A 19,018-nucleotide genomic window follows, 5' to 3' on the forward strand; every position below is an offset into this window, starting at 1 on the left:
CTTCAGGGGGCGGTCAGGGTTTCTGCGGCTCGCCGAACGACTCGCGCCAGCGCTTCTGGATCTCGGCCGGCGGACAGAACCGGCAGCCTTGGGAAGCGCCCTCGGCGGTGCCGGCATCCTGGTCGACCTGCGCCGCCGAACGCGCCGCGGTCGCCGCCTCCTGCGTCACTGTCGCCTCGGAGGTGGCCGGAGCGGCGTCTGCAGGCTCCGCCTGCGACGGCTCGTCGGGCGCTGCCGGCTTCGGTGCAGGCGGGCGCACCAGCGGCGGCAGCTCGACGCCGAACTCCTCGCCCATCTTGCGCAGCCGAAAGTCGTTCGGCGAAAGCTTCAGGGCCGTGCGCACGACCTCGGCCGCCTTGGCGCGCCGATCGGTCGCCCGGTACAGGGTGGCCAGCTGCGCGGCCGCCCGTGCATGGCGGGGGTCCAGTTGCAGGGCATTGAGCAGGGCGGACTCCGCCTCGATGTGCTGCTTGCCGTAGTACTGGGCCCAGCCGCGCAGGAAATAGACCTCCGGCATGAGGAAGTGCGACCGTGCCGCATGGCTGATGATGTAGCTGGTCTCGTTGACGATCGAACCGACGTAGCGCTCGCGCTCCTTCTGCGAGGCGGAGCCGACCACCTTGTTCTCCCACTGCATCCCGAAGCAGAAGTGATGGAAGTGGAAGTATTTCTGCGGATTGTTGGCCGCCTGCCAGGCGGCATTGTTCTGGTTCTGCAGGCGCTGCACGCACCAGGCGCGCAGCGCCTGGTAGTCAGCCTCCGTTCCGGCGCTCGCGCCCGTCATCGCGATCGACCCGGCAAGCAACACGGCTGCTCGCAGCACTTTAACCATCATCGTCTCCTGTCATTTCGGCGCTTCGGGTCCTTGCGCCCGCGCACCGCCCCTGGCGACATCCGCCTGCGCACGCAAGCGCGACAGGCGCTCGAATATCACCTGCGCCGCAAGCGCATGCCCTGCTCCGCTCCAGTGCGTATCGTCCGGCATATAGACGTCGATAACACCGCGCTCCACGGCGTCGCGAATGGCGAGGTCGAGCCGGGCGTCGGGCACATCGAGTCCGTCGAAGAGCTCGCCCAGCCGCTCGGCTGGCAGTCGGGCGGGATCGCGCGCCCAGGGACGATACGCGCTCGACTTGTCCGGCGCCAGCGCGGTCATGAACACCGTCCGTCCGTCGGCCTGGAAGCGCGTCGCCAGGTCTGCGAGGGCGCAGCGGATCCGGCGCAGGTGTTCCGCACTCCAGGCGGCCTTGTTGAAATCGTCGCCGTACACCAGCAGGCGGGCGGATGCGCGCGACGAGAAGAGGTCTGCACGCACGAGTTCGACCTCCACCGTGTTGCCGGCCTGCACACCGAAGAGACCACGCATGGCACCGCGGTAGAGCCAGCTGCGCGCGAACCCGGGGTTGGCCTCCGCCAGCGCATGCGGCCGCGGCACCGCGCGGGCATGCGCCACGACCGCCATCGGCGGCGGCAGCGCGAGCGGCGGCGCGGGGCGCGAGCTCGGACACAGCCCCTCCACCTTCGCGTGATCCGCAGCCAGGCCGCGCTCGACCACGTTCCAGATCACCACCTTCGGCGGATGTTCCACGAACAGGGGCGACGCGCGCAAGGCGTCCACGTCTACGCGATGGACGTCGAGCGTATGCACGCTCCAGCCGGTCATTGCGGCAAGGTGGTTCTGCCATTGCTGGGCCGGTCGCAGGTTCGCGAACGAATCGCCGACCACCAGGATGTCCACCGGCCGCGTCCATTCGCCGAACGAGGTCGGAAGCGGATCGAATTCGAGCACCGGCTCGTTCCAGCCATGCGTGCGCTCGGCGTACCCGCCGAGGCGGGTCAGGTCGCCATAGACCGGCTGCAACCACCACGCCAGCATCCACGCGGCCGCGACCAGGACCAGGGTGAGTCCGACGACGAAGAGGGAAAAGGCGCGCGGCTGCATCAGAACTGGAAGTACAGGAACTCGGAAATCGCATCGCCCCGCGTCAGCGCCGTGGCGAGCAGCAGCACGGTCGCGACCAGCCAGGGGGTGCCGATGCGGAAACGCAGCAGCCCCGCTTCATCGACTCCGCCGCGGAAATCGAGCGCGGGCCGGTAGCGGGACATGATCTGCTGCGTGTTGGGGGCGAAGAAGGCGATCGCCGCCAGGATGGCGAGGTCCCGCCAGACCCAGGCATCGGCGAACTGCCCGGCCAGCAGTCCCGCGCCCACCCCCATCTCGCCGGCGAGGCGGTTCAGCCGCCAGTGCAGCGCGTTGAGCCAGTCGGGCGGCACGGCCACGCCATTCGCGCCTGTCATCGCGCCGAGCATGGCGAGCGCGGCATCGAAGGAGTTCGCGCGGAAGAACGCCCACGCGACGACCACCGCCACGAAGGTGAGCGCCCAGCCGAGCACCCGCCACGCCCGGCCGCCGCGCAGGCCGAGGCGGCCCACCAGCCAGCGCCAGGCATGATTCACCATCAGGTAGAACCCGTGCAGCGCCCCCCAGACCACGAAGGTCCAGCCCGCGCCGTGCCAGAGCCCGCCCAGCACCATCGTTACGAACAGGTTGGCGTGGCGCCGCAACGGCCCCTTGCGGTTGCCGCCCAGCGCGATGTACAGGTAGTCGCGCAGGAAACGGGACAAGGTCATATGCCAGCGCCGCCAGAACTCGGAGATGCTGCCCGCCTTGTAGGGCGAATCGAAATTGAGCGGCAGCTTGACGCCGAACATGCGGGACAGGCCGATCGCCATGTCGGAATAGCCGGAGAAATCGAAGTAGAGCTGGAAGGTGTAGGCCAGCGCGCCGCCCCAGGCGTCGAGCAGGCTGAGCGCCTGCCCGGCCTCGGCGGCCTGGAACACGGCGTTGGCATGCGGCGCGATGCCGTCGGCGAGGACCACCTTCTTGAAGATGCCGAGCCCGAAGATCGCCAGCCCGACCGCGATGTTCTCCCAGTCGAGCCGGTAGGTGGATGCGTGCGCGAACTGCGGCATCATCTCGCGGTGATGCAGCACCGGCCCGGCGATCAGGTGGGGGAAGTAGGTCACGAACAAGGTGTAGTGGACGAAGTTGAACTCCCTCGCCTCGCCTCGCCAGGCATCGACCAGGAAGGCGATCTGGGTGAAGGTGAAGAAGGAGATCCCCAGCGGCAGCACGATGGCGTCGAAATGCCAGTGCCCGTCGAAGACGACGCGGGCGCTTTCGGCGAAGAAGTTGAAGTACTTGAAGTAGCCGAGCAGGAGCAGGTTGGCGCCCACCGCGAAGACGAGGAGCGCACGCCGACGCTGGCCGGCCGGACGTGCGGACTCGCGCGCCAGGCGGACGCCCATGCCGTAGTTGAAGACGATCGACGCGCCGAGCAGGCCGAGGTAGATGGGGTTCCACCAGGCGTAGAAGAAGCACGACGCCGCCGCCAGCCATGCCGCGGCGAGGCGCTGGCTCGTGGCGGCGAGCCAGAAGAAGCCGACCAGCACGATCGGCAGGTACAGGTAGATGAACTGCGGCGAATTGAACAGCATCGCTCAGGCGCGCAGGCAGTTGCGGGTGCGCTCGGCCACCGCCTGCCAGCTCAGCGACTGGCGCACGCGCGCGAGCCCCGCCTGTCCCATCGACTCGAGCAGCGGGGGGTCGTCCAGCAGGCGCGCGAGGGCGTCCACCAGTTCGGCCCCCGTGCTCGCGTCGACGCGCAGGCCGGTCACGCCGTCGAGCACCGCCGAGCCGGTGCCGCCGGCACGTCCGGCGATCGCCGCCTTGCCGCAGGCCGCCGCCTCGAGGAACACCATGCCGAAGCCTTCAGTGTCGCCGCCGATCTCGCGATTGGCCAGCACGAACACATCGCAGGCGTTGTACCAGCGCGGAAGGTCCTCCATCGGCACGTGGCCGAGCCGATGCACCCGCTCCGCGACCCCCGCCTCCCGCGCCACGCCGTCGAGGTAGTCGGCGTCCTCGCCGATGCCGACGATCGCCAGATGCACGTCGACGCCGCGCGCGCGCAGCGCCGGCAGGCTGCGGATCAGGGTGTCGAAACCCTTGCGCCGGCTCAAGCGTCCGACGGACAGGATCAGCCGTGCCGAATCGCCCAGCCCGAGGCGCGCGCGCAGGTCGCCCGCGGGCAGCCCGGGGCGGAAGCGCTCGTTGTCGACACCCGGATGGATGAGCACGATGCGCTCGGGCCGGACCCCCATCCCGATCAGGGTGTCGCGGGTGAAATCGCTGTTGGCGATGACCCGGTCCGCGTGGCGCAAGGCGAAGCACATCGCCTTGTACTTGTTGCCGCGGCCCCAGCCGGTGAGCTCTTCGCCATGGGCGTAGATCACGACCGGGCGCAAGGTCAGGCGGGCGACGAGCCAAGCCACCAGCCCCTCGGGCAGGGCACGCCCGGCGTGGATCGCATCGAATCGCCGCGTGAGCGCGAGCCGCAGCGCGCAGACGAGGAATCTGAGGTACATGCCGAGCGACTCCGGCCGCAGCCAGCCGACGCGCTGCAGGTTCAGGCGGTGCACGCTGTTGGGGTGATCGCGGTCGTACTCGGCTGCGCCCGGAACCTGCGCCGTCAGGATGTGGATCTCCTTCCCGCCGAGTCGGCGATAGACCTCGTCGAACCAGACGGCGGTGCCACCCTTGGTGGGCAGGAAAAGCTCGGTGAGGACCAGGTAGCGGTTCCGCATGGGAGATCTCGGGATCGAAGCGCGCCAGATCGTATCACCGTGCCCGCGCGGCGCAGCGGCCATGCATCACGCCCGCCATCAGGAAGACCGGCGCGAGCGCGAACCGCAGGCCGCTGTATTTCAGGAAGCGCCGCAGCGCGGGCTCGTGCTCGACCCGGGCCAAGAAGACGGCCACCCTGTGCGGCAAGGAACGGGTGACGAGCCCCGTGGCCGCAGCGGCCAGTTCGTCGGCGAGCTCGGCGGTGGACAGGAAGCGCACGTCCGGATGGCGTTCGAGCACCCCGCGCAAGGCCCGCTCCAGCTCGTCGTTCGCCGCGCGCGCGACCGCTGCGGCGCCCACGAAGCTCTCGCGATGGGTCTCGAGCAGGACCGGGCGGCCGAGGCGCCGCTTCGCCGCCACGGCCCGCCAGACCTGTTCCGCCCGATGGCCGCGGATCGGTTCGAAATAGTCGTCGCGCACCAACTGCATCAGTCCGTCGGCGGTGCGCTCTCCATTGCGGATGACGCGCGTCGGCGGCATCAGTGCCCCCTGGCCGTCACGCCCCTCGATGCGACGCCCCGGGGTGACGATGCAGCGCACGCTGCTCCCCGCCCACGCACGCTCGACCGCGTCGTCCCAGACGAAGGTGTTCGGCACCGCCACCACCGGCGCCGCACCGAACAGGCGCTCGAGCAGCCGCGCCTCCTCATCGACGGCACATTGCACCGCCGCGGGATCCAGGGGCCGGCTGGGCAGCACCGAGGCGTCGATCCAGCGGCTCTGCAAATGCGACGGCAGCCCTTCGCTGCGCGCCTGCGGATCGGCCAGCCAGTCGCGCAGCGAGGCATCGACGCGGGCTCGCGCAAGCAGCGCATCGGGCCAGAAATGTTCCATGCCGTGTCGCTGGAGGGCGAAGACCCCCGCGCCGCAGCCGGCACGCATCGCCTCGACCATCGGCGCGAACTCGGGCGCATCGAGCGCCCTGCGGCGGTAGCGCGCAAGGCCGTCGGCCAGCATGGCGGCCCCGTCCGGCAGGCTGCACACGACACCGAGGGTCATCACCGCCGGCCTCCCGCGCTGGTCGCGCACCGCGGCGAGCCGGGAAGCGAGCCCTGCAAGCGCGTCGGCGTCTGCCACCGGCCCGGGGCCCCAGTCGTCGCTCTCGACGATCAGCACGGGCTGTGCGAGCACGGGTTCGTTCCACAGGGCTCGCAGAGCGGCACGGTGCACAACGACCACCGACACGGTGGCGCCGATCCACCACGACACGAAAAGGGCCAACACGAACGACATTGACTCAACGACTCCTAAGAAGCGCTTCAATCACGACGGTCAGCCCCTACCCCAGCATAACCACGTGTACGGTGGCGAGCAGCCAGTGCGTCCCCCCGCACGCCCGAATGATCTGCAGGCCCGCGGAGCACCTTTAATCCGCTAGAAATCGAAGTAGATGAACTTCTGCGTCGGACCACCAAACATCACCAGCATCAGCACGAATACCGCGTAGGCCGTGCCCCTTATCGGGAAGGGCACACGCCACCACCAGACGACGCCGGCGCGTCGGAACACGTCAACGATACGCGGCTCGACCAGCACGAGCCCCACCGTGAGCAATACCCCGGCGACTTCGTACATCCGCAACGGTGCGAGCACGGCCGGCTGCGCCATCCCGAGCATCGCCGCACAAATCTGCCAAGCTTGGTCGAAGCCGGACGCGCGGAAGAACACCCAGGTGAAATGCACCGCGATAAACATCGTCGGCCAGCCGAGCAAGGAGATCACACGATCGATCCGGCAGCCCTGGCGCACGTCCAGCAGTCGCAGTGCGCCATTCAGCAGACGATGGAGAACCAGCAAGGCTCCGTGCAGGAAACCCCAGAACACGAAGGTCCAGTTCGCACCGTGCCACAAGCCGCCAAGCAACATCGTCAGCATCAAGTTGCGGTAGGTGTTGAAGCGACCTTCCCGATTGCCCCCCAATGACACATAGAGATAGTCCCGCAGCCAGCGCGAGAGCGTGATATGCCACCGACGCCAAAACTCGGACGGGTTGCGGCTGATGTAGGGAAACTGAAAGTTTAGCGGCATGACCACGCCGAACATGCGTGCAAGCCCCAGCGCCATTTCACTGTAGCCGGAGAAGTCGAGGTAGATCTCCATGCCGAAAGCTACGGTCGCCAGCCAGGCACGCATGAGATCGAGGCGCTCGGGGTGGGCATAGAGATCGTCGACCACCGGCGCGAGGTTGTCGGCGAACAAGGCCTTCTTGATCAGGCCGCCGACGAAGATAAACGCTCCGATGCGCAGGTTCTCCCACGCGATCGGCTTGAGCGTCTGAAGCTGGTCGACAAGCTCGTGGACATGGAGGATCGGTCCGGCGATCAGTTGCGGAAAGAAGGTCACGTAAAGGAACCAGTCGCGATAACCGATCTCCTTGGTGCATGAGCCGCGATACACGTCGATCATCGCGCTGAGCATCTGGAAGGTGTAAAAGCTGATGCCCAAGGGCAGTGCCCAGTCAATCCAGCCCGGGCGGGCGACCGCGACCTCCCCGCCCACTGCGCTCGCCACCCACAGCGCAGACTCGATCAGCAGTCCAAGATACTTGAACGCGGCCAGGACCCCCAGATTCGCCGCGATGACCACGATCATCAACGCGCGCGAACGGGTTGCGAGCATGCCCCGATAGGCGTACCAGTTCGCTGTGATCGAAAAACCGATCAGCAGGAGGTATACCGGTTTCCAACTGGCATAGAAAAGGATGCTTGCCGCTAGCAGCACGCCCGCCCGCTGGCCATGCGTGCGCGCACCTGCATACACGGCCAGGACAGCGATGAAGAAGACGATGAAGCTGGCGCTGCTGAAGATCATTGTATGGGTACTCGCTGGATTTCGCTGGTCGACGACCCCGCGAGAGCGGCACCTAGCTCGGCGCTGAACCGCTGTGCGCCACGATCGTTCAGATGGCCGGCGTTGACGAACTCGCCAGGCGCCATGCGGTGCCCCCGATCGAGAGCGAACAAGGGAACCCCCCGTTGCTCGAGCGCCCGGCGCACGCTCAGGTAGGGTCCGGCTGCGGGGTGCTCGAGCTCGAGATAGAGCACGTTCCGGTTCGACAGTGGGGGAAAAATCACCGCAACTTCAACGCCTCTTGTCCGCAGCAGGTCAACCAGCCTGAACAGATTCGCCACCTCCGCGGCGCTCGGCGGAGCGGTGGAGCCGGCCTCCTGACGCGCCACCTGTCCGGCGTCCTGCTGCCCACCGAAACCGGGCCGATAACCTTGGCGCTCCGCAGCACCGCCTCCGGCTGGTTCGATCTCGACCTGAAGCGACTGGAGAAACTGCAGGAACCTGGCCGGTTCGCGCAACTGCTTGAGGTTGTCGGCGTAGCCCCACAGCCTGATGCGGGTGCGCAGGAAGGCGTGCAAGCCGTCATCCCGCAGTACGGGCGCGACGAAGAAGACCTCGTAGCCGAGCGCATCGCCTCCCTGCAACAAGGACTCGTCCAGCCCGATCAGGACGTTGCCGATGCGTTCTGGCCCAAGCAGGCCTCCTTCATCGAGACGCCGAGCGATGCCGAGCAGGGTCGTAGCGCCGGCTCCGGGCAGGCCCAGATTGAAGACGCTCGGCCCTGTCGGCATTGCGCGTGCCAAGGTGCGAGGATCGATGCCGTTATCGACCCGGCTGTTGCCGAGGACGAGCCACCGCGGAGTGTCGCGCTCGACGTGCAGCACCTTCTCGAACGCCCGACCGACCGCGAACACCGCGCGTAGGCGATACATGAAAGAGTCGGAGTGCAACAGCGCTTCGACACCAACGAGCATGACCACGGCGATGACCATCCCGAGCCCTGGTAGGCCGATGCTTCGCCAGACTTCCATCCTGCGTCCCATAACCCCATCCCGACGTGATCCGCATTGCACTTGCTTTCGTTCACCTCGGCTACCATTAGGGCATTCCGACGAGCCAGAGCATTCTAGAGCGATGACGAAACGACGAGTACTGTGCGGCTGGGTGAATTTCGACGAGCGGGTCACATCGCACGACCCGCTACGCGCGATGCTGGCTGCCGAAGGGCTGGGGCTGACCGACGTCCAGATCCAGGCGAGCGAGATCGGCATGATCGCGTGCACCTATCCCGCCTGCTCCACCGCGACCGACCTCGGGGCAGGCTGCGTGGCTGCGGTCCTTGGCCGTCCGCGCTGGCCCGACGCGGATCTGCGCGAGCGGGCAGAAACCGAAGGTCACGCTGCCGCCGCGCTCGTCGCCTGGCGCAAATCCGGCAACGACATGCTGCAGGCCATGCGCGGCAATTTCGCCCTCGTCCTGATCGACACCCGCCAGCGCTGCGCACTGCTCGCAATCGACCGCACCGGGATCGAGCGGCTGTGCTTCGCGCGAGTCGGTGGCGCGCTGGTATTCTCGACCAGCGCCCGCGCAGTCGCCCGCCACCCCCTGACCGCAGCAGCGGTGAACCCGCAGGCTCTCTACGAATATCTCTACTGCCATATGGTGCCCAGTCCGGATACCGCGTTCTCTGGCGTCGAGAAACTGCTGCCCGCCGAATGCGCGACCTTCACCGGTAGCACGCCGGCAAAGCGCTCCTTCTACTGGCAACTGGCTTACGATGCGGGTGGGGGCGCCAACGACGCTATGCTGCGCCAGCGCTTCCTGGATCTGACCGAACAAGCTGTGGCACGCCAGTACGACGCCCGACAACCCACAGGGGCCTTCCTGTCCGGTGGCACGGACAGTTCGACCGTAAGCGGCATGCTAGGCAAGGTCGCCGGCGTTCCGGCCAAGACATTCTCGATCGGATTCGAGGCCGAAGGCTTCGACGAGCTCGAATACGCGCGCCTCACCGCCCGCCATTTCGGAACCGAAACGAACGAGTACTACGTGACTGCGGACGATCTGATCGAGGCGATGCCCTTGATCGCCGCCGCCTACGACGAACCCTTCGGCAACGCGTCGGCCGCACCCACCTACTTCTGCGCAAAGATGGCGCGCGAGCGGGGTATCGAGGTGGTGCTCGCCGGGGACGGCGGAGACGAATTCTTCGGCGGCAATGAGCGCTACGCCAAACAGGGTGTTTTCGAGCACTACCACCGTGTGCCGTTACCGCTGCGCAGACTGCTCGAGCCGATGGTGATGAATTTTCCGCTCGGCCAGTCGATTCTGCCGGTACGAAAGGCGCAGAGCTATGTCAGGCAGGCCCGCATTCCGCTGCCCGACCGCATGGAAACCTACAACTTCCTGCATCGCAACCCACTGCAGGAGATCTTCGAACCGGAATTTCTCGTCTCGGTCGATACCGGACGCCCACTTCAACTGGCGCGCGAAGCCTACTTCCGTTGCGCCTCGCCGGAGATGGTCGAGCGCATGATGCACCTCGACCACAAGATCACGCTCGCCGACAACGATCTGCGCAAGGTTACGCGGATGTGCGAGGCGGCAGGCGTGGAGGTTCGTTTCCCGCTCCTTGATGACGACCTCGTCGAGTTCTCCGGACATCTGACGCCGCGTCAGAAGGTGGACAAGGGACGCCTGCGCGTGCTCTTCAAAGATGCATTGCGCGGCTTCCTGCCCGATGCGACGATCACCAAGAGCAAGCACGGCTTCGGCCTGCCGTTCGGGATCTGGCTTGAGGACCATGCGCCGCTCAAGGCGCTGACGGACGACGCAATCGACAGTCTGGGGAGACGCGGCATTGTCAAGCCCGACTATCTCGCACTGCTGCGCCGCGAGCACGCCAGCGGCCACGCGAGCTACTACGGTGTGATGATCTGGGTGCTCGTCGAACTCGAGCTCTGGCTGCGCGCCAACTCCTGACTGCGCAGACCGGTTGAGGCCGGCGGGGTGGTCGTCCCCAAGCTTCGAGCCGTCATGGGGGGAGTCTTCCGATGCCCCAGCGTCGACGGAGCGGCGGTGGGGAACTGCCCCGCGAGCTCCTTTTCCAGCATCGCACGCACCGCCACGATGATCACGATCAGGTGGTAAAACAGGTCGAAATACTGCAGGCCCAGGAAAGAGCCGGCCGACATGTAGCCGATCAGGCTGACCTGGATCATCGCGGCGAGGTCCCGCGCCCAGGTCAGTTCCTTGTGCGGCTTCACCATGCGGATGATCTGTGTCGCCGACCGCCAGGTGAAGATGTGCAGCAGCACGAACATGACGAGACCGGGCCAGCCCTGCTCGCCGAGCGTACCGAACCAGTTGCTGTGCGAATCGGTGCCTCCGAAGCCCGTGACCGCGCGGAAACCCCCGCCGAGCAGGCTGGAGTTGGCGATGTAGACGGCATTCCCCCAGGCGTAGATGCGCCCTTGTGCCGAGCCGTCCTCATCATAGGTCTGGATCGTGTGCATGCGCTCGAACCACTCCGGCGGCATCACGTAGAACACGACCAGCACCACCGGGATGATCCCGATCAGGACCCCGAGCCGGTTGCGCGCCTTGAGCAGGAAGAACACCCCCATGGCGCCGAGCCCGACCAGCGCACCGCGCGAATGCGTGCCGATCACGGCGATCAGGGTGAGGACGGACATGGCGAGCAGCCCCAGGCGCTGCCAAGCCACCTTGAGCTGCAGGCGGATGTACCAGAGCAGCGGGACCGTCATCAGCAGGGCGAGGCCGATCGAGTTGCGGTCCTCGATGAAGGAGCCGCCGGGGCCGCGCACGTTGTTTCCGCTGCCCCCGGTCAGGACGAAGATGCCGCCCTTCACCCCGTAGAAGGCCAGCGAGAAGGCGATCACGACCACCAGCCAGTGAACGCGGTCGCGGTCGCGGATCAGCATCAGGGTGACGTAGGTCATCAACATGATCCGCCACACCTTGTCCCACTGCGGCCAGGCCAGGCCCGGATACCACGAGAAAGCCGTGGTCAGGAACATCCATCCGGTGAACACCAGCATCAGCCAGGTCTCGCGCGACCACACGATCTCCTTCTTCTCGCGCGAGAACAGGATGCCGACGAAAGTGGCGAGCGCGACCATGAATGCGAAGGGCATCGAGGTCGAGAAGCCCCAGGCCATCCGGTGCGGATTCATGTAGCTCAGCCACGACCACGCGAGGATGCCGATCCACGGGTATCTGAGGATGAAGGGCAGCGTGCCGAACACCGCGAGGGTGACGATCAGGTCGCGCATGACACCTCCGAGGCGTCGACCTTGCTGACGACGTAGCGATACTTTCCGGACTTCTCCGGCGCAATCTCGGCAACCTGCTCCACGTCGATCCGCACCCCCTCGCCGAGCCGGGCCGCCAGACCGTGCTCGATCCGACCGACAGTGTCGGCGTCGAACCCGGCGCCCGGCACCACCTGCACCCGAGTGTGCTCCAGCGACTCCTGCACGATGCGGAAGCCCGCCACCTGGGGCAGGTCGCGCAGCACGTAGATCAGCGCCAGCCCGTGCATCACGGTGCCGTCGCGGGCGACGACGAAGTCGGTCGCGCGTCCCTGGATCTCCCTCAGCATCGGCAGGCCGCGCCCGCAGGCGCAGGTCGCGGTGTCCATCACCGCCACGTCCCCGGTGCGGTAGCGGATGAAGGGGAAGTCGCCGGTGGCGAGATGGGTGACGACGATCTCGCCCGCCTGCCCGGGCGGCAGCACCCTGCCCTCGCCATCGACGATCTCGACAATGAGGTCCTCGGCAGTGAGGTGCATGCCGCCTTGCGGGCACTGGTGGGCGATGAAGCCGGCGTCGCGCGAGCCGTAGCCGTTGGCGACCGGGCAGCCGAAGACACGCTCGATGGCCTCGCGCTGGTGGTCGTAGAGGCGCTCGGAGGTGCAGAACGCCACCTCGATGCCGAGGTCGTCCATGCGAATCCCGCGCCTTTCGGCGTGCAGGCCGATATGGGACAGCGCCGAAGGGTAGCCGAAGACCATCTTCGGGCGGCGCGCGCGGATGCGGGCGACGAAGCCGTCCAGCTTCGTGGCGGACATCTCGAAGGCGGGCAGCAGCTCGGTACGGAACAGCCGATCCCGCAGTGCGCGCACCCGGTCCTGCGCGCCGAGCTCGATCGGCGAGCCCCACACGACAATCTCGGGATCGCCGATGTCGACGCCCCACCAGCGCGTCGCGCGCCACTTGGCGGCGACGTCGTGGCTCACACGCCGGTCGCCGATGAAGAAGATGAGCGGCTCGCCGCTCGAGCCGCCGGTGTTGAAGCGAGCCAGTCCGACCGCGTCGTCGGCCTTCAAGGCTTCGGTATTGGCGCGGATCTCCGCCTTGCCCAGGAAGGGCAGGCGCTGCAGCTCGGCCAGGCTGGCGATCGCCGCGGGGTCGAAGCCGATGCGCGCGAAGCCTTCGCGGTAATAGGGCACGTGGTCGCGCGCATGCACCAGCAGCGCACGCAGGCGCTCGAGCTGCAGGGCCTCGATGCGCTCGCGCGGCCACCACTGGCTATCCTCCAGGCCGCGCCGCAGGGCGACGCTGTCGTGTTGCTTGAGGCGCTCGTGGAGCGGGAAAAGCAGGCCCGAGACCAGGCGGGTGTAGAGGCCGGACATTTCGTTTTCCTCCGCCTCAAGGGTTCGCGGTGCGATCCAGCATGGCCTGCAGGGGCCCGCCCATCTCGCGTGCGAAGTCTTCAAGCGCGGCGATCGTGCCGGCGTGCCCGCCCTGACCCTGCGGCGCATGCAGCATGACCACCGCCGAATCGTCCCCTTCGCCGCGCAGGCGGCTCAGCGCCAGATAGACCTTGGCAAGATGATCGCTGGTGGTCCACCGGCCGCCGATCCAGTACGCGTACCAGACGACCATGCGTGCATGCTCGCTCGCCATCTCCAGCGTGCGCCACGCCTGCGCCTGGTCGCCGAGTTGCACCCGGACCGGACCCGCGGCGGTCATGCGCCACACCGGGTCCTTGCTGATCAGCACGCGGTTCTCGGAATTGATCAACTCCCTGCCCGGTCCCTGGTCGCGGTAATAGCCGATGTACACCCCCACCGGAACGCTCCCCGCGCGCCAGGTCGAACGGAAGGTGTCGCGCATGCCGGAATAGCTCGGCGACCACGGCGGCAATTCGCCCGCTTCCGTCCGCTGCCACGCGCCCTGCCCCTCCAGCGCGGCGAAGCGCACCGGCCCCTGCTCGCCCTGGCGCTCGAGGTGGCCGAGGACCGGCACCCACAGCCCCACCGCGACCACCGCCACGGCCAGCCAGCCCAGGCCACCGGTGCGTACGCCCGACGATCGCGCGGAGCCGACGGGCATGGCCGGGGCCTCTTCCTCGTCCTCCTGCCAGCGCGAACCGATCCAGAACAGCGCGAGGATGATGATGCCGAAGAAGACCCAGCCGTAGATCAGGTGGTCGGCCCCGGCAGCGAGGCGGTTGTCGGTGAGGTGGCCGAGCATCACGATGCCGTAGGCGCGCAGCCAGTTGGCGAATACCGGCAGGACGATCGAGGCGGCGACGAAAAGCAGGCGCTTCTGCGTGCTGCGGTAGTTCAGGTAAGCGTACAGGCTGCCGACGACGATCGAGGCCATCAGGTAGCGCACGCCGCTGCAACCCTCCACCACCTGCCAGCGCCCGGAAGGAATCACCAGCAGGAAGCCTTCGGCGTACACCGGCACGCCGGAGGCGCGCACCGCCCAGATGATGAAGTCGGCGGTCCACTGCATCATGGTGGGGAAGAGGAACTCGCCGAACGGCACCATGAAGAACAGGAAGCCGATCGGGAAGGCGTAGGTGCGCACCACCGCGCTGCCCATCACCGCCCAGACGAAGCCCACCAGCATGCCCACGAAGGCGAACTGCGACACCGCATCGACGCTGGCGAGCTCGCCGAGCAACCAGGCCGCGCCGGCGACGAGTCCGGCGCAGATGCCGAGCAGCGAGGGCGCGATCGGTACATGGTCGATGAAGTGCCGGCGCCGCCATACCAGCCAGGCCGAGATCGGCGCGATCACGAAGCCGTGGGCGAAGGTGTCCGAGCGGTCCCAGATGCCCACCATGGCCAGGAAGGTGTCGCGATACCAGAACAGCAGCCACAGCAGTCCCAGCGCAAGCACCGCCAGGTGAAGCCTGCGCGTGCGCGGATCACCGAGCGTCGCAGGGCGGGCGTCGGTCGCCTGCAGGTGGGTCGGCATCGCGCCCGGCCGCACGGATTGAAGCATCGCGGTTCCTTTCATGTTCATGTGGCCCTCTTCGCGGCAATCGCATCCGCGTAGGCGGACAGCAGTTGTGCGCGCACCGAGCTCCAGCGGTAGCGCTGCACCTCGGCGCGCCCGGCGGCGACCAGCGCGGCGCGCAGGCCGGTGTCGGCAAGCACCTTGTGCGCGGCGTCGGCCATCGCCTGCGGATCGTCGGGTGGAACCAGCATGGCCGTGTGGCCTTGCGTGACGATGAAGGGAATGCCGCCGACGTCGGTGGTGACCACCGGCAGGCCGCTCGCCAGCGCCTCGAGGATGGCATTGGGCATGTTATCCACCCGACTCGGGTTGAGCATGAGATCTGCGTCACGGTAGAGCGCAGCCATCTGCTCGCGGTCCAGGCGACCGGTGAAGCGGACCCGCTCGGCGATGCCGAGTTCCTGTGCGAGCGCGGCCAGCGCCGCGGCCTCCGGCCCGCTGCCGGCGATCGAGAGGCGCGCCGCCGGCCAGGCCGCGCACAGCCGCGCGAAGGCGCGCAGCGCGGTGTCGTTGCCGTAGAGGGCTTCGAGGTTGCGGGCGACGACCAGATGCGGGCCCTCGCCGGCCGCGCGCGGCGCCGTCGCGGGATGGAAACGCTCGAGGTCGACGATGTTGGAGACGATGCGCCCGGCCATGCCGTGGCGCGCGAAGACTTCGAGCAGGAAGCCGGACGGCAGCACCAGGCTGGACGCGCGGCGCAGGGTGGCACGCACGACCGCCGCCGAGCGGGCAAGGAAGCCGGCCGCCTCGCCACCGCGGTAATTGACCACCACCGGCACGCCGCGCAGCCAGCCGATCCACACCGCCGGCGCGGCGAAGAGATGCCAGGACCAGCCGGAGTTGGCCATCACGTGCATGAGGTTCGCCCGCCCTGCGGCCTGCCACAGCCGCAGCAGGTAGGGCAGGAGCCGGAACAGCGCGCGCACGCCCTTCAGCCTTTCGACCCAAGCCGGACGATACGGCGCATTGACCTGCACGACCTCGACCGACGCGCCCTCGCCGCGCAGCAGCTCGGCGAGCTGGCGGGTCTGGTTGGCCATGCCGCCGGCAGGCGGCGGCAGCGGCCCGACGAGCAGGACGCGCAGCGCGGAGAAATTCATGCCGCGGCGCGAGGCTTCGCGACCAGTCTGCGATACACCGGCGTGTAGTTCGCCACGCTGTTCGTCCAGTTGCGCACGTCCTCGACGAACTGCCGCCCCGCCGCGCGCATCGCCGGCCAGCGCTCGCGGTGCGCGAGCAGGTCGTCGATGGCGGCGGCGAGCGCCTCGGCGCTGCCGGCCTTGAACAGCCTGCCGGTCTCGCCGTCGCGGATCAGCTCCTTGTGGCCGCCGACGTCGGAGGCGACGAAGAGCCGACCCTGCGCCATGGCCTCGAGCGGCTTGAGCGGGGTGACCAGCTCGGTGAGTCGCATGGAGTGGCGCGGATAGGCGAGCAGGTCGATCTGGTCGTAGTAGCGGCTGACGTCCTTGTGCGGCACGCGGCCGGTGAAGACGACCTTGTCGGCCACGCCGAGGCGCAGGGCCTGAGCCTTGAGGTTTTCGTCCTGCGGCCCGCCGCCGACGAGCAGCAGGCGCAGCTCGGGGCGCTTCTGCAGCAGCGCGGGGAAGGCCTCGAGCAGCAGATCGAGGCCCTCGTAGGCGTAGAAGGAGCCGACGAAGCCCACCACGGTGGTGCCGGCGAGGCCGAGCTGCTCCCGCAAGGCAGGGTCGGCGTCGCCCGAGAGCTGGAAGGACTCGATGTCGACCGCGTTGGGGATGACCGTGACCTTGGCCGCCGGAATGCCGCGGCCGACGATGTCGGCGCGCAGGCCTTCGCAGATGGTGAACACATGGTCGGCGCGCTTGATCGCCCAGGTCTCCAGCCCCTTGGTGGCGCGGTAGCGCAGGCTGCCCTCGGTGGTGGTGCCATGATCGACCGCGGCGTCTTCCCAGAAGGCGCGGATCTCGTAGACGACCGGAATGCCGAGCTTGCGCCCGGCGCGGATGGCCGGAATGGCGTTGAGCACCGGCGAGTGGGCGTGGAGGATGTCGGGGCGCAGTTCGGCCGCGAGCTGCTCGATGCGCGCCTGCACCGCACGGATCTGGCGCAGCTCGGCGATGCCGCTGCTCGCCGGCGTCGGCACGGCGGTACGGTGGAAACGCAAGCCCTCGATCTCCTCCACCATGGCCGTCGTCTCGCCCTGCTTGGGCGAGGTCAGGTGGAAGGTCTCCCAGCCGAGCGCGCGCTGCTCGCGCAGGATCGCCGCGGTGCGGAAGGTGTAGCCGCTGTGCAGCGGGATCGAGTGATCGAGGATGTGCAGGATGCGCATGGAGTATTCGGAACGTCGCGTTCAGACCGCCTCGGCGAGCGCGACCGGCAGGGTGGCGCCGGCTGCGGTGTTGCGGACGAAAGCCTCGAACATCAGCAGCGTCCACAGCGGGGCGCTGTAGTCGCGCGCGCCGGACTGGTGGGCGTCGACCAGATGCTCGAGGTAGCTGCGCTCGAAGATACCCGTAGCGGCCAGGGTCTCGCCCAGCACTGCGTCACGCACGCGCTGCTTTAGCGGGCCGCGGAACCAGCGCGCGAGCGGCACCGCGAAGCCCATCTTCGGGCGGTAGAGCACGTCGTCGGGCAGCAGCGGCTCCATCGCCTTCTTGAACAGGTACTTGCCCTCGTTGCCCTGGATCTTGAGGCCGGAGGGCAGCGTCGCCAGCCACTCGACCAGCTTGTGGTCCATCAGCGGCTCGCGCACCTCGAGCGAGTGCGCCATGCTCGCGCGGTCGACCTTGGTGTTGATGTCGCCGACCAGGTAGGTCTTGAGGTCGAGGTACTGGATCAGCGCGAGCGCATCGTCGGTGCCGGCGGCTGCGGCATGGCGGCGGAAGACCTCGAGCGCGTCGTAACCGCCGAGCCTGTTGCGGAATTCGGCGCTGAACAGCTTGCGCCGCATGTCGCCGCGCAGGATGGAGACGCTGTGGAAGTAGGCCTCGGTGGCGTCGCGCGCCATCGCCTGGAAGGTGGTCTTGGCGCGGAACACGCGCGGCGCCCAGTCGGCCTTGGGATAGACGCGGCCGAGCAGGCCGAAGAGCGGTCGGCGCACGCCCATCGGCAGCGCGGCGCGCATCTTCTCTTCCATCAGGTGCATGCGGTAGCGGCGATAGCCGCCGAAGCTCTCGTCGCCGCCGTCGCCCGACAGCGCCACGGTGACATGCTTGCGCGCGAGCTGGCACACGCGGTAAGTGGGGATGGCCGAGCTGTCGGCGTAGGGCTCGTCGTAGAGCGCGGCCAGGGTGTCGATGAGGTCGAAGTCGTCGGACTTGACGGTCTCGACGAAGTGGCGGGTGCGGTAGCGGTCGGCGACCATCTGCGCGAACGCCGACTCGTTGTACTTGGGATCGTCGAAGGCGATCGAGCAGGTGTTGACCGGATCGTCCGAGAGCCCCGCCATGGTCGCCACCACCGCGCTCGAATCGACCCCTCCGGAGAGGAAGGCACCCAGCGGCACCTCGGCGATCATGCGCAGCCGCACCGATTCGCGCAGGCGCTCGGTCAGCTCGCCGGTGGCGTCGGCGAGGCCGATGTCGTTGTCGAGGGTGAAGCGCACGTCCCAGTACTGCTTCGGCGCGGGGATCGGCTGGCCGCGGCGGATGCACAGCGATTCGCCGGGGCCGAGCTTCCTGGCGCCGAGGAAGATGGTGCGCGGCTCGGCGACGTAGCCGAGGGCGAAGTACTCCTCGACCGCGAGCGGGTCGATGCGGCGGTCGAGCGCCGGGTGCTGCATCAGCACCTTGAGTTCGGAGCCGAAGGCGAGCGTGCCGTCGGGCAGCAGCGCGTAGAACATCGGCTTGACCGCGAGGCGGTCGCGCGCCATGAAGAAGGTGTCGCGGTTGCGGTCGTGCAGCGCGAACGCGAACATGCCGCGGAAGCGCTGCACGCAGTCCTCGCCCCAGGCCTCCCAGGCGTGCACGATGACCTCCGTGTCGCTGCGGGTGTGGAAGACGTGACCGAGCGCCTCGAGCTCGGGTACGAGCTCCTGGAAGTTGTAGATCTCGCCGTTGAACACCACCGCCACCGAGCCGTCCTCGTTGAACAGCGGTTGCTGGCCGGTGGCAAGGTCGATGATGGACAGGCGGCGGTGGGCGAGCGCGACGCCCGGCTCGAAGTGATAGCCGCCTTCATCGGGACCGCGGTGATGCTGGACGTCGTTCATGCGCTGCATCAAGGCGCGCTCGAAGTCGCGTTTGCCACGGGTGTCGAAGAGGCCGGCAATGCCGCACATGATCGC

At 67.9% G+C, this 19,018-nt stretch carries 14 protein-coding genes; 1 reads left to right on the forward strand and 13 read right to left on the reverse strand.

The window, feature by feature from the left end:
- Window positions 1-13: 13 nt before the first annotated feature.
- From ACZ5PP_RS07945 to ACZ5PP_RS07975, 7 genes are all read right to left on the reverse strand, one after another.
- Complete coding sequence (locus ACZ5PP_RS07945; protein ID WP_231570688.1) at window positions 14-835, reverse strand: tetratricopeptide repeat protein; 822 nt, start codon at window positions 833-835, stop codon at window positions 14-16.
- 9 nt (window positions 836-844) lie between these two features.
- Window positions 845-1,942: an alginate O-acetyltransferase AlgX-related protein gene (locus ACZ5PP_RS07950; protein ID WP_464826941.1), complete on the reverse strand. Its 1,098-nt coding sequence runs from the start codon at window positions 1,940-1,942 to the stop codon at window positions 845-847.
- Window positions 1,942-3,498: an MBOAT family O-acyltransferase gene (locus ACZ5PP_RS07955; protein ID WP_043743775.1), complete on the reverse strand. Its 1,557-nt coding sequence runs from the start codon at window positions 3,496-3,498 to the stop codon at window positions 1,942-1,944. The genes ACZ5PP_RS07950 and ACZ5PP_RS07955 overlap by 1 nt, the downstream gene beginning before the upstream one ends.
- 3 nt (window positions 3,499-3,501) lie before the next feature.
- Complete coding sequence (locus tag ACZ5PP_RS07960) at window positions 3,502-4,647, reverse strand: glycosyltransferase family 4 protein (protein ID WP_004299606.1); 1,146 nt, start codon at window positions 4,645-4,647, stop codon at window positions 3,502-3,504.
- Window positions 4,648-4,681: 34 nt separating this feature from the next.
- Window positions 4,682-5,920 (reverse strand): hypothetical protein, encoded by a 1,239-nt coding sequence (locus ACZ5PP_RS07965; protein ID WP_464826942.1) that lies wholly within the window; start codon window positions 5,918-5,920, stop codon window positions 4,682-4,684.
- Between the two features lie 141 nt (window positions 5,921-6,061).
- Window positions 6,062-7,498 (reverse strand): MBOAT family O-acyltransferase, encoded by a 1,437-nt coding sequence (locus ACZ5PP_RS07970; RefSeq protein WP_004299610.1) that lies wholly within the window; start codon window positions 7,496-7,498, stop codon window positions 6,062-6,064.
- Window positions 7,495-8,469 (reverse strand): hypothetical protein, encoded by a 975-nt coding sequence (locus ACZ5PP_RS07975; RefSeq protein ID WP_245537128.1) that lies wholly within the window; start codon window positions 8,467-8,469, stop codon window positions 7,495-7,497. Before ACZ5PP_RS07975 ends, ACZ5PP_RS07970 begins: the two co-directional genes overlap by 4 nt.
- Before the next feature lie 142 nt (window positions 8,470-8,611).
- Between ACZ5PP_RS07975 and ACZ5PP_RS07980 the strand changes: the two genes are divergently transcribed.
- Window positions 8,612-10,459: an asparagine synthetase B family protein gene (locus tag ACZ5PP_RS07980; RefSeq protein ID WP_464826943.1), complete on the forward strand. Its 1,848-nt coding sequence runs from the start codon at window positions 8,612-8,614 to the stop codon at window positions 10,457-10,459.
- On the opposite strand, the gene ACZ5PP_RS07985 is transcribed toward ACZ5PP_RS07980, so the two are convergent.
- Genes ACZ5PP_RS07985 through ACZ5PP_RS08010 form a run of 6 tightly spaced genes read right to left on the reverse strand, consistent with a single transcriptional unit; the run spans window position 10,399 to window position 19,012 of the window.
- Window positions 10,399-11,772 carry a putative O-glycosylation ligase, exosortase A system-associated gene (locus ACZ5PP_RS07985; RefSeq protein WP_004299613.1) on the reverse strand — a complete coding sequence of 458 codons (1,374 nt, stop codon included), beginning with the start codon at window positions 11,770-11,772 and terminating at the stop codon, window positions 10,399-10,401. The genes ACZ5PP_RS07980 and ACZ5PP_RS07985 overlap by 61 nt on opposite strands.
- On the reverse strand, window positions 11,760-13,133 hold the full coding sequence (locus ACZ5PP_RS07990) for a phenylacetate--CoA ligase family protein (RefSeq protein WP_374616878.1): 1,374 nt from the start codon (window positions 13,131-13,133) through the stop codon (window positions 11,760-11,762). Before ACZ5PP_RS07990 ends, ACZ5PP_RS07985 begins: the two co-directional genes overlap by 13 nt.
- 16 nt (window positions 13,134-13,149) lie before the next feature.
- The gene (gene xrtA, locus ACZ5PP_RS07995; protein ID WP_004299615.1) at window positions 13,150-14,760 is read right to left on the reverse strand and encodes an exosortase A; all 1,611 of its coding nucleotides are present in this window, start codon (window positions 14,758-14,760) and stop codon (window positions 13,150-13,152) included.
- A complete protein-coding gene (locus tag ACZ5PP_RS08000; RefSeq protein WP_004299616.1) occupies window positions 14,757-15,854 on the reverse strand; it encodes a glycosyltransferase family 4 protein in 1,098 nt (365 codons plus the stop codon). Before ACZ5PP_RS08000 ends, xrtA begins: the two co-directional genes overlap by 4 nt.
- Entirely contained in the window at window positions 15,851-17,062 is a 1,212-nt protein-coding gene (locus ACZ5PP_RS08005; RefSeq protein ID WP_004299617.1) for a TIGR04063 family PEP-CTERM/XrtA system glycosyltransferase, read from the reverse strand. The genes ACZ5PP_RS08000 and ACZ5PP_RS08005 overlap by 4 nt, the downstream gene beginning before the upstream one ends.
- Window positions 17,063-17,083: 21 nt before the next feature.
- A complete protein-coding gene (locus tag ACZ5PP_RS08010) occupies window positions 17,084-19,012 on the reverse strand; it encodes an XrtA/PEP-CTERM system amidotransferase (protein WP_004299619.1) in 1,929 nt (642 codons plus the stop codon).
- Between the last annotated feature and the right edge of the window lie 6 nt (window positions 19,013-19,018).

Source organism: Thauera sp. DNT-1, from assembly GCF_055393985.1.

What these genes read in the sequence shown, in the direction of transcription:
- xrtA (WP_004299615.1), bottom strand. Translation starts at nt 14,760, where the DNA reads ATGAACATGAAAGGAACCGCGATGCTTCAATCCGTGCGGCCGGGCGCG.
- ACZ5PP_RS08000 (WP_004299616.1), bottom strand. Translation starts at nt 15,854, where the DNA reads ATGAATTTCTCCGCGCTGCGCGTCCTGCTCGTCGGGCCGCTGCCGCCG.
- ACZ5PP_RS07990 (WP_374616878.1), bottom strand. Translation starts at nt 13,133, where the DNA reads ATGTCCGGCCTCTACACCCGCCTGGTCTCGGGCCTGCTTTTCCCGCTC.
- ACZ5PP_RS07955 (WP_043743775.1), bottom strand. Translation starts at nt 3,498, where the DNA reads ATGCTGTTCAATTCGCCGCAGTTCATCTACCTGTACCTGCCGATCGTG.
- ACZ5PP_RS07985 (WP_004299613.1), bottom strand. Translation starts at nt 11,772, where the DNA reads ATGCGCGACCTGATCGTCACCCTCGCGGTGTTCGGCACGCTGCCCTTC.
- ACZ5PP_RS07960 (WP_004299606.1), bottom strand. Translation starts at nt 4,647, where the DNA reads ATGCGGAACCGCTACCTGGTCCTCACCGAGCTTTTCCTGCCCACCAAG.
- ACZ5PP_RS07980 (WP_464826943.1), top strand. Translation starts at nt 8,612, where the DNA reads ATGACGAAACGACGAGTACTGTGCGGCTGGGTGAATTTCGACGAGCGG.
- ACZ5PP_RS08010 (WP_004299619.1), bottom strand. Translation starts at nt 19,012, where the DNA reads ATGTGCGGCATTGCCGGCCTCTTCGACACCCGTGGCAAACGCGACTTC.
- ACZ5PP_RS08005 (WP_004299617.1), bottom strand. Translation starts at nt 17,062, where the DNA reads ATGCGCATCCTGCACATCCTCGATCACTCGATCCCGCTGCACAGCGGC.
- ACZ5PP_RS07970 (WP_004299610.1), bottom strand. Translation starts at nt 7,498, where the DNA reads ATGATCTTCAGCAGCGCCAGCTTCATCGTCTTCTTCATCGCTGTCCTG.
- ACZ5PP_RS07945 (WP_231570688.1), bottom strand. Translation starts at nt 835, where the DNA reads ATGATGGTTAAAGTGCTGCGAGCAGCCGTGTTGCTTGCCGGGTCGATC.
- ACZ5PP_RS07975 (WP_245537128.1), bottom strand. Translation starts at nt 8,469, where the DNA reads ATGGTCATCGCCGTGGTCATGCTCGTTGGTGTCGAAGCGCTGTTGCAC.
- ACZ5PP_RS07950 (WP_464826941.1), bottom strand. Translation starts at nt 1,942, where the DNA reads ATGCAGCCGCGCGCCTTTTCCCTCTTCGTCGTCGGACTCACCCTGGTC.
- ACZ5PP_RS07965 (WP_464826942.1), bottom strand. Translation starts at nt 5,920, where the DNA reads ATGTCGTTCGTGTTGGCCCTTTTCGTGTCGTGGTGGATCGGCGCCACC.